The sequence below is a fragment of the Geodermatophilus chilensis genome (assembly GCF_002802985.1).
Taxonomy (GTDB): Bacteria; Actinomycetota; Actinomycetes; order Mycobacteriales; family Geodermatophilaceae; genus Geodermatophilus; species Geodermatophilus chilensis.
The window spans coordinates 1-9,261 of record NZ_NVPT01000183.1 but is presented as its reverse complement, the minus strand read 5'-3'; the positions used below and the strand labels follow the sequence as shown (position 1 = coordinate 9,261).

General features: G+C 71.7%; 8 protein-coding genes. 4 read left to right on the top strand and 4 right to left on the bottom strand.

The window, feature by feature from the left end; all coding sequences use genetic code 11:
- On the bottom strand, window positions 1-787 hold a 787-nt coding region (locus tag CNO22_RS29385; protein WP_269799623.1), incomplete at its 3' end, for a carboxymuconolactone decarboxylase family protein.
- Between the two features lie 449 nt (window positions 788-1,236).
- Here CNO22_RS29385 and CNO22_RS27935 point away from each other — a divergent pair.
- The gene (locus CNO22_RS27935; RefSeq protein WP_157937080.1) at window positions 1,237-1,401 is read left to right on the top strand and encodes a hypothetical protein; all 165 of its coding nucleotides are present in this window, start codon (window positions 1,237-1,239) and stop codon (window positions 1,399-1,401) included.
- A 420-nt stretch (window positions 1,402-1,821) separates the two neighbouring features.
- Here CNO22_RS27935 and CNO22_RS22865 read toward each other — a convergent pair whose 3' ends face one another.
- Window positions 1,822-3,501 (bottom strand): helicase-related protein, encoded by a 1,680-nt coding sequence (locus tag CNO22_RS22865; protein WP_232807272.1) that lies wholly within the window; start codon window positions 3,499-3,501, stop codon window positions 1,822-1,824.
- Between the two features lie 355 nt (window positions 3,502-3,856).
- Between CNO22_RS22865 and CNO22_RS22860 the strand changes: the two genes are divergently transcribed.
- Together CNO22_RS22860 and CNO22_RS22855 are read left to right on the top strand one after the other, a co-directional pair.
- Window positions 3,857-4,120, top strand: a complete 264-nt coding sequence (locus CNO22_RS22860) for a hypothetical protein (protein WP_100501583.1) — start codon at window positions 3,857-3,859, stop codon at window positions 4,118-4,120.
- Between the two features lie 214 nt (window positions 4,121-4,334).
- Window positions 4,335-4,577, top strand: a complete 243-nt coding sequence (locus tag CNO22_RS22855; RefSeq protein WP_100501582.1) for a hypothetical protein — start codon at window positions 4,335-4,337, stop codon at window positions 4,575-4,577.
- Between the two features lie 368 nt (window positions 4,578-4,945).
- Here the strand turns inward: CNO22_RS22855 and CNO22_RS22850 are convergent, their stop codons facing one another.
- A complete protein-coding gene (locus CNO22_RS22850; protein ID WP_157937079.1) occupies window positions 4,946-5,833 on the bottom strand; it encodes an oxygenase MpaB family protein in 888 nt (295 codons plus the stop codon).
- Between the two features lie 594 nt (window positions 5,834-6,427).
- Window positions 6,428-8,077: a PHA/PHB synthase family protein gene (locus CNO22_RS22845; protein WP_232807271.1), complete on the bottom strand. Its 1,650-nt coding sequence runs from the start codon at window positions 8,075-8,077 to the stop codon at window positions 6,428-6,430.
- A 975-nt stretch (window positions 8,078-9,052) separates the two neighbouring features.
- Between CNO22_RS22845 and CNO22_RS28550 the strand changes: the two genes are divergently transcribed.
- Window positions 9,053-9,261: inorganic diphosphatase (locus CNO22_RS28550; RefSeq protein WP_198588541.1), on the top strand; the 209-nt coding region annotated here is incomplete at its 3' end.

The following is a 9,261-nucleotide window of genomic DNA, read 5'->3' as shown; positions in this document are numbered from 1 at the left end:
GCGGGTCCTCGAAGACGACGAGTCGGCGGCGGGCGTTGTCGCTGCCGACCAGCACACCGCCTTCTGAGGTGTGGCCGGAAGGCACGGGAGGAGTCGCGGCGGGGTCCATGGTGCTGTCTCTACCCGCCGACCGCCGGTTCTTGCCGGCAACTGATCGGCCGGCAGGGGTCGTCGAGCTCGCCGGGCTGTGACCCGGTGCGCCTTGCTCCACCGGCCTAGGGTTGAACATGCCGTCTTCCCACAGGAAGTCGGAGCACCTGACCTCCGCAGTCCCGACGTCGAGGGCGGTGGTGAGCGTCCACACCCGAGGTCCCCTTCCACGGCGCAGACGAGCAGCGCGACGCGCGCGGGCGCCAGCAACTCGCCAGGACGCCGGCCGAGGAGCCTGTCCACAGCCTCCGCCAGCTGGGGCAGCCACGGTCGGTTCAGCTCCGTCACGAGGACCGGCCCGGGCGCGGAGGCGAGGGGCCGCCGTCGGCCCGCGCGGGTTCTCGTCCTGCCCGGTGTCTGCTGTCTCCGCGAACTCCCGGAAGGCTGCGAACGCGCGGGGACCGTAGACGGTGCCCGGTCCGCCGGTCATGGCAATGGTGACGCCGAGCGCTTCGGCGACCTCCTCCGGCTTCGCCCCGGTACGGGTGGCGCCCCGGGCGTGCGATGCGATGCAGCCGTCGCACTCCTTGCTGACGGCGATGGCCAGTGCGATCAGCTCCTTGGTCTTCTCATCCAGCGCACCCGGCGCGTATGCGGCGGCGTGCATTTTGCGGTAGCCGTCGTAGACCTCCGGTATGGCACTGCGCAGTGCGCGGGACGGTTCGCGCAGCTCCTCGTATACCGCGTGGTCCTAGCCCATCACCAGATGCTGTCACCGCACAGCTCCTCCGGCTCCGTCGTGGTGGAGGCCATGCCCAGCCACGGCGGCCCGAGGAGCGCTCGGCCCGGCGGGCGGCCATCAGTGCGAGCACGCCGTGGTCGGTGTCGTGTGCATTCACATGTCGATGGACGTGCTGCGCCGGGAGATCCACCATGGAGGACGGCATGGCAGGTATGCCACAGGGAGGACGCGTGACCGACCTCGAGCCCGTCGAGCCCGGAGCCCTCCTGCCTCGGGGTACACGTGCAGTCCTGCCACCGGACCGGTGGCCGGCGGCCGGGCTGTCCACGAGTCGCACGATCGTCGCCTCGGGGATCCGTGCCCTCACCAAAGGACCACTCCTCTCCGTCTCGGCGCTCGCTGTCATGGCCGTCGCGACGGCCAAGGCGGCGGGGATGGCCGCCCGCATGACCAAGTGGAACGGAGCACCGGTCGGGCCTGAGGTCATCGGCCGCACCCCGGGAGCGCCGGCTCCCGACGCGACGCTCCAGGTCTCGTGGACCCACGTCGAGATGCGGTGGCGCTGGTGAGCCGCGGCGCCGTTGAGAAGTGAAGGCTCAGCGGAGGGCAGCGACGGCCTCGGACACGGCGTACGCGAGAGCACTGTCGGCCGGGCCGGCCAGCATGGTTCCTGGTCGAGCAGACGGGGAGATCCCACGTCGAAGTGCCCGAGGGACGACGTGGCACGTAGCCCGACGTCTACGGCCCTGTCGGCGCTGAGTGGCGACCGCGCGACCTCGTAGGCCAGCGATCGCCGGCGACCGCGGGGAACACCAGAGGCGCGAGCGGGAGTCGTCCTCAGTCCCCGCTGCCTCGCCGAGGCCATGCGGGAGCTCCGCATCACCCCGGTCCCACGGCTCCGACGCGGCTCCGTCCGGGACGTCGTGGTGTTTCGACGAGGTCGGAGCGACCCGGCCGAACCCTCGCTCTGCGCCGACACGGGGGATCGGTCAGCCCCGACGGGCGCGTTCCCGGGGTCCGCCGCGTCCCCCACCCAGGGTGCGACCGGCGGCGCGGCCGGCGGCCCGGCGGCCGCCGTTGGCCGGACGGCGGTCCCGCTCACCGCCGCCGCGTCCGGCCGGGGCGCTGCAGGGTCGGCAGGTGGTGAACCAGGGCGCGATCCCGCCGCCACACTCCACGCACTTGCCTGATCGTCCGAGCGCGATCGCGTCGGGGAGCAGCTCGGCGATCATCTCAGCGCACTCCTCCTCGACCCACGCGGCGTCATCGCTGCTCAGGCCGGCGACCCCGGGGAACTGGCGGAGCAGCGTCTGCGCATCGCGGGCGGCCGCAGCGGCCTGCTCGAACTCCTCGATGCTGCCGCCGCGCGGCACGTCCGGTAGCACCGTCTCCGGCTGCACGGGCAGGCCGACGGCGTGCTCCAAGGCGGCCCCGGCCAACACCAGCCAGCGGGTGCGGCGCGGCGGGTTGTAGTCGATGGACAGGTTCACCAGCCGCCAGACGGTGGCCAGGTCGCCGGCCGCGCCGAGAGGGCCGCGCAACCGTGGCAGGAGCGCCTGTACCCGCAGCACCAGGCTGCTGACGTCGTCGGCGGTCATCGCCTCGTTGTGGGTGGCGGCCCGCGCCCATGCCATCCACCGGGTCAGAGCCTCGGGCAGGTCCACCGCCTCGAAAGCGCCGAGGTCCTCCAGCTCCGGCCTCAGCCGGGGCGCACGCCGGGGTAGGTCGCTCGTGGCGTCGCCGCGGGCCACCTCGGCACCGGCCACGAGCAGCCCCTGCGACGGCTTCAGCCCGGCGACGCCGATCAGGATGCCCACCCGACCGTGGCCGGTGAGTCCGTAGCGGCCGGCCCGGCCGGCGATCTGGGCGGTCTCCCAACTGCGCAGGGAACGGAGCTCCGTGCCGTCGAACTTCGTCGTTTCGGCGAACAGCACCGTGGTCGCCGGCACGTTGATGCCGTGGCCGATCACGTCGGTGGTCACCAGCACCTCGAGCTCGCCGTCGGTGAACCGCTCGATGACCTCCCGACGGGTCGCCGGGGGCAGGGCTCCGTAGAGGACGCCGACCTTCCCGGGCCGGTGCCGGTCGAGCTCGGCGGCGACCGCGTACACGGCCTTCCGGGAGAACGCGACGACGAGCGTCTGCGGTCGCACTCCGGCCGGCCGCACCGGGGCGCGGAGGACGTCGAGCCGCGACAGCCGCTTGTGGTTGATGACGGTGACACGCTCGGCGTCGGAGATCAGCGGCCTCAGCAGGAGGTAGGCCTCGGCCGCGGAGATCAGGTGCATCACGCGGTACTCACCGGTGAGCAGCAGGCGGGCCCAGTGGTGGCCACGGTCGGGGTCGGCGACCCAGTGCGACTCGTCGAGGACGAGCATCTGACCACGCATCGGCGCCTTCTCCACCGTGCAGCACAGGATGGGGGCCTGCGGGTCGATCTCCTCCTCGCCGGTGGACAGGCCCACCGTGCCGGGTGGGAGCTCGGCGGACAGCTTGGCGTAGGCCTCGTGGGCCAACTGGCGCAGCGGTGCCGCGTACACGCCCGAGCCGGTCGCCGCGAGAGCCTTCAGGGACTCGTAGGTCTTGCCGGAGTTGGTGGGACCGAGGTGGAAGACGACCTCGGCGGGCCGGGCCGTGCGGATGGGCAGCGTCGGGGCTGCGCCCTCCACCCAGCTCTCCTGAGCGCGCCTCTCCTCACGCGCGGCGGCGCGATCGGTCGCTCGCGCCGTCGACTGACGGACGGCGGAGCGCTCGCGGCGCCGGGGGGTGGCCGACTGGGGGTGGGTCACGGGCAGGCAGCATCCTTCGATGATCAGGCTTCTGAGGGCGTCGACGCCCATCCGAGGGGCGGACTGTCGCCGATTCAACACCGGCAGCGTCCCGTTCATGCCCGTGGCCGCACGTGATGCCGTCCGACAGTGCCCCAGCGGGACCGTGTTCCGGGCGTGCCGGTTCGGCCGGCTGATCGGGCCCTCCCGTGAGATGGCGCCGGGTGACGGAGGCGGCGTCGCCTAGTACATCGGCTTGGGGAGCGACGCAGCCAACCAGGCGCGCCACGAGGACGTCCTGCGCCAGCTCAGCGAGATGGGGTACCGCAACGTCGAGCCGTTCACCCTCAGCGGGTTCACCGCAGAGCACTACGCCGCCCTGCTCGAGGAGTACGGGCTCAAGGCCTCGGGGCGGCACGTCGATGTCGGGACGCACACCAGCCCGGCGAACATCGCGCAGATCCTCGAGGAGAACCGCGCAGGCGCAGCATCCTCGCGTTCTCCGCCCGCAACCGGGTGACCTCGTCCCGCAGCCCCGACAGCTCGTCGTCCAAGACGTCAAACGGCAGCGTGTCCTGATCCGCAGGGCCGGATGCGTTCGGCACCTCTCCATGGTGTCGCGGACACGGCACGCTGTAGTACCTGTGACGGACGGGGCGTCAACTTCGCTGCGCCGGTCCAGGGGACGGTGCGGCCTGCAAGTCGACTTGCCATGTGCGCCTCTCCAAGGTGGCTTGCCCACGTGGAGCCCCACATCCACCCGGCCGCGCGAGCGGGGGATCGCGGACGAGGACATCCTGCACGTCTACCGCAATCCGATCCGAGTCTTCACCGACCAGGGTGACTGGGAGCTCACGACGCACATCGGCCTGGCCGCCGATGGCGTGACGCTACTGGAGGGCGGGTTCGCCACCAGTGACGACGGCAAGGTGGTCATCGTCCACGCCATGACCACACGACCGAAGTACCTCAAGTGAGGGTGATCAACATGCCGAGGAGTTCCAGGACATTATCGACCAGGCCGAGCAGCTGTCTCGGAGTTCGAGGACGATCTCGAGCCGGCCGAGACCCGGAGGTCGCCGCGCTGCGGGCTGCTGCCTTCCGGCGAGCCCAGACCGAGGCTGACCTGCTCGAGGCGGTCAAGCAGGCGATCTCTGCAGGCGAGCCGTGGAAGGTCATCGGCGAAGCCGTCGGTACGACGGGTGAAGCGGCTCGACAGCGGGTCCCCGTTGATGCTCAAGCCGCGAAGGCAACGTGCCGGCGTTCCCCTTGACGACCGAACCCCCACTGCTGGGCCGATTGGACATGCCGATGCGGTCCCCGCGCGGAGGCCGACTGGGGGATGTCAGGACGCTGAGTGCTGCTCCTCGGAGCGGTGGCGTCCGGTGTCGTCCTGGCGGGTGTCCGGCTGCAAGCGGCGCTTCGCGGACAGGTAGTGCGGCCAGTACCGCACCTGCACTGGCAAGACAGGCAGCGCGGCTCTGGTCGCGAGGTGGATGGCGCGGAAGGCTTGCTGCTCCCGCCGGCCCCAGCTCAGCCCGTAACCGGCGCGCAGCCGGGGCGGGAGCAGGCCGGCCGCGAGGACGCCGGTCAGTGCGCCGGCGCCGACACGCAACGGGCGGGCCAGCCCGGAGGCCCCGGCGGAGAGGATCTCTCCGGCCATGGCCCGGGCCTCCGGCCCCACCTCCAGCACCGCGTCGTCGTCCATCGAGCGGACGTAGCTGTCGAAATCCGCGTAGCTGTCCGGCAGGTCCTGCGACGCGCCGAAGAGCTGCCCGAACCGGGACATCTCCGCCTGGTACCGGGCCCGGCGCTGGTGGGGCAGGGGGGCGACGAACCCGTCGTAGATCTCCAACGCCGTCCACACCAAGGTGGCGTGTACCCACAGGGCCAGCTGCGGGTCCTCGGCCCGGTAACCGGTGCCGGCGGGGAAGCGGCCGACGGCGGTGCGGGTCCGCCCGGACACCTGTCGGTGTCGTGATCGGACGCGGGCGGCTGCGGCGGCGGCCTGTTCACGGTCGCCGAAGGTGACGGTGAGCGTGGTGTCCAGGGTGGCGCGCAACCGGCGCAGCGGATCCGCCTGGAAGTCGCTGTGGTCAGCGACGGCGGCTGCGACCAGGGGATGGGCGAGCTGCAGCAACAGGGCGGCCGGCCCGCCGGCCGTCAGTACCCTCTCCCGGCCGATCCGCCAGACCTCCGAAGCGGGACCGAAGAGACCGGGGTCGCCGGGCACGCCCGATGGTGGCTCGCTGGGGAACAGGGAGGCGAGGTACCCCGCCGGCCCGACACCGCCGCTCGATCCCGACCAACGCATCTCGCCCGCTCCTCGTCGTGGTCCGCGCACGGGCGCAGCCGGTCGCCAGTGGGGGAGCCATCACGCGCCGGCACCATGGTGCTCCCGTGCGGGGGCAGTGGCCCCCTGGGTTCGTGGCCGCAGTTCCACGGCCCCCGTCGCCTTCCTCAGCACCGAGTCGGAGTCGCGTCGGCTGGTTCTGCCGGGTGGTCGGCCTTCCGGTGCGGGGGTTGGCGGGCTGATCGAGGCCTTCGCCGCGAGGGTGCGCGACGGTGAGCCGGCGGGGCCTGTGTCCGCTGCCGCCCAAGGCATCTGCGGACCATGGCATCCGGGGGTAAACGGAGATCACCGCATGGAGGAGCTGAGCACCCTACTCCCTGAGATGGCGTGAGCAGGATGAGCAGGTCGTCTCGGTAGGGCGGTGGCTGCCAGCGCGCGGGCCTCGAGCAGCTCTGCTGCCGCGACGCCGTCGAGGACGTCGCCGCCTCTCAGACCGGTTCCCGGTGCGGCCATCAGCCCGAGCTGACGGCCGGATCAGGCGGGCTGTCGGTCGAGGACGTAGGAACCCGGCGCGGGCTCCAGCGGTGGGTGCACGGCGCTGCCGAGCTCGGCGGGCGCCGGCACCTCGGCGCGGGAGCGCTCGATCGTCCACGGCGCCCAGCACTCCCACCAGCTGCCGGCGTGCCACTCGGCCGCGGTGCGCCAGTCCTGCGGGTCCGGCCCCGGGGGCCCACCAGTCCAGTAGCTGGCCTTGGGGTTGCCCGGTGGGTTGATCAGGCTCTGAAGGTGGCCATCGGAGCTGAGCACGAACGTGCCGGGGCCCGACAGCAGCTGGGTGATCCGGTAGCAGCCGGTCCACGGGGTGAGGTGGTCGGCGGCCGCCCCGAGGACGAACGTGGGCAGCGTGATCTCGCCCAGGTCCACCGGGCTGCCGAGCACCGTCACCGCGCCGGGCCGGACGAGCGTGTTGTCCCGGAAGATCTGCCGGAACTGGTCGTGCAGGGCGGTCGGCAGGTTGGTCCCGTCGGCATGCCAGGCCAGGAGGTCCGACGCCGGCGGGTCCTCACCCATCAACCACTGGTGGACCAGGGAGTGGAACACCAGGTCGTCGGGGCGCATCCAGCTGAAGGCGGACTCCATCGACCGGGCGGGGATCACCCCGCGGGTACGGGATACGCGCCGGCTGGCGCCCAGCGGACGGCGCCCGGAGAACGCGGCCATCGGCGCCGGGCCGTCGAAGTCGAGCAGGGTCACCGCGTATGCCGCGCTGTGCACGCTGCGGTCGGCGATCGCGGCGAGGTGGTTGAGCACGGTCGTCATGAGGATCCCGCCGGCGCAGAAGCCCAGCGTGTTCACGTCCGGCGATCCGGTGACCTCCCGGGCCACCCCGATCGCCCGGCGGATGCGCTCGGCGTAGGTGTCGAGGTTCCAGCCGGCCTGCTTCCGCGCCGGGTTACGCCAGCTGATCATGAACACTTGCAGCCCCTGGCCGACGGCGTACTCGACGAAGCTGCGCCCCCGCGCCAGGTCGAGGAAGTAGAAGCGGCCAATCGGCGGCGGAACGATGACCAGCGGCCGTTGCCGCACCCGCTCGGTCGTCGGCCGGTACTGGAGAAGCTCGATGACGTCGTCCCGGTAGACCACCGCGCCCCGGGTCACAGCCAGGTTCCTGCCGACGGCGAACGCAGAACGGTCGGTCTGCGCAGGCATCCCACGGTTGTGCCGCAGGTCCTCGACCAGATGCCCCATGCCGCGCACGATGCTGCGGCCGCCGGTGTCGATCGCCCGCCTGAGCGCCGCCGGATTGCCCAGCAGCGTGTTCGTCGGCGCCATCCCGCTGGTCAGCGCGCCCAGCGCGAAGCGGGCCCGCTCGACATCGCGCCAGTCGGCGCCCTCGGCCTCGTACCGGTCGACCAACCGGGCCAGCGAGGAACCCCAGGCAAGGTAGGCCTGGCCCAGCCGCCGGTAGGCGGGGTTCTCCCGCCACGCCGGGTCAGTGAAGCGCTTGTCCTGCGCCGACGGCGCCAGCCGGTCGGTGCCCCGCAGAATCGAGACGACTTCCCGGCCGAGATGGACGGTCTCACGGGCCAGTGCGCCGGGTCGGGCCATCGCGCCGACCAGGCCGCCGACGACACCTCCGGCCGACGGGAGAGCGACGACCTCGGCGCCTTCCAGCGGCAGCACCGGCTCGGAGGTTGGCTCGTTGGCCGCAGCGGACACTCGGCCCCCTCTCTCGGTGGCGGCCGAGGGTATCGACCACCGACACTTTTCACAGGGCGTCCGGACCGTGCTCCCGCGCCCTACCGGTCACACCGCGGCGCCTGATCCGTCCGACCGTCGCCATCCCGGTTCGGTTCGTCCCGCCGCTCGCGCGGCCATAGCAGAAGATCAGCCCCGCCCGCCGACGTCGCCGGAGGCACGGGAACCGGCCAGGGCCGCAGCAGTCGGCCACGACCGTGGAGAAGCCGGATGAGCAGGACCGCGCACACCGCGCGGGTCCGGACTGATCGATCCACACCCGCGCCACGTCCGAGTGCTGACGCTTCACCGCCCCAAGCGCCGCAACGCGCGTGCACCACCGGCGGCCGAGGCGGTATCAACGGCTTGATCAGCACCCAGAACTCGTCACCGATCAGCCGCGGCGGCGGGGAAGAAGCCGACAACGACATGCACCGCAGCCTCCGCCGAGCCCGGCAGACACGCCAGACCCCGCCCGCACGCTTCTGCAGAGATTTCTGATACCACAGCCGCACCTGGAGGGTTCGGCTGCGGCGTGTCTGCGCGGTTGATGCGGCGGCGAGGTTCACGGTCGTCGGGGTGGCCGAAGACACCGCCTTCGGGCGCCGGCACACCGCCTCGCCTCCCTTACCGCCTCCGCCCCAGCCCCGACTGACAGGGACAGCGGACGGGATCCTGGTCCGCAACCAGTCCGTGAGACGCTCGATCGAGACCATCGGTGGCCAGCAGAAAAGCACGAAGCGTCAGCTCAGCTCCGGTCTCCGTCGGAGACCGTAAGTAGCCAAATGTCGAGAAGTCGTCTCCGAGTCAACGTGGTCGGTCGAGTGTCGGCGACCACGTCGTGATGGGCTGTCTCAAATCCTCGGTTCCAGGTCAGCGTCGGTGGGGCAACCGTGGGCAGCTCTGGGTAGAGCCAGGAGGGTGAGCGAGCCCGACCAGCTCGACGTGGTCGTCGAGAGCCCCCGCGGCAGCCGCAACAAGTACGAGTTCGATGAAGAACGCGGCGTCATGCGGCTCGACCGACGCATCCTGGCTCCGGTTCCGCAGCTGAGTGCGGGTTCTGGTGACGGGGCTCGACGTTTGTCCTGGTCGCAGGCGAGGCAGTTCGGCGGAGCATCGGATCGCCTGGT

Excerpts from the sequence above, each read along its gene's own strand:
- CNO22_RS27935 (WP_157937080.1), top strand. The coding sequence starts at position 1,237 with ATGGCCGTCGCGACGGCCAAGGCGGCGGGGATGGCCGCCCGCATGACC.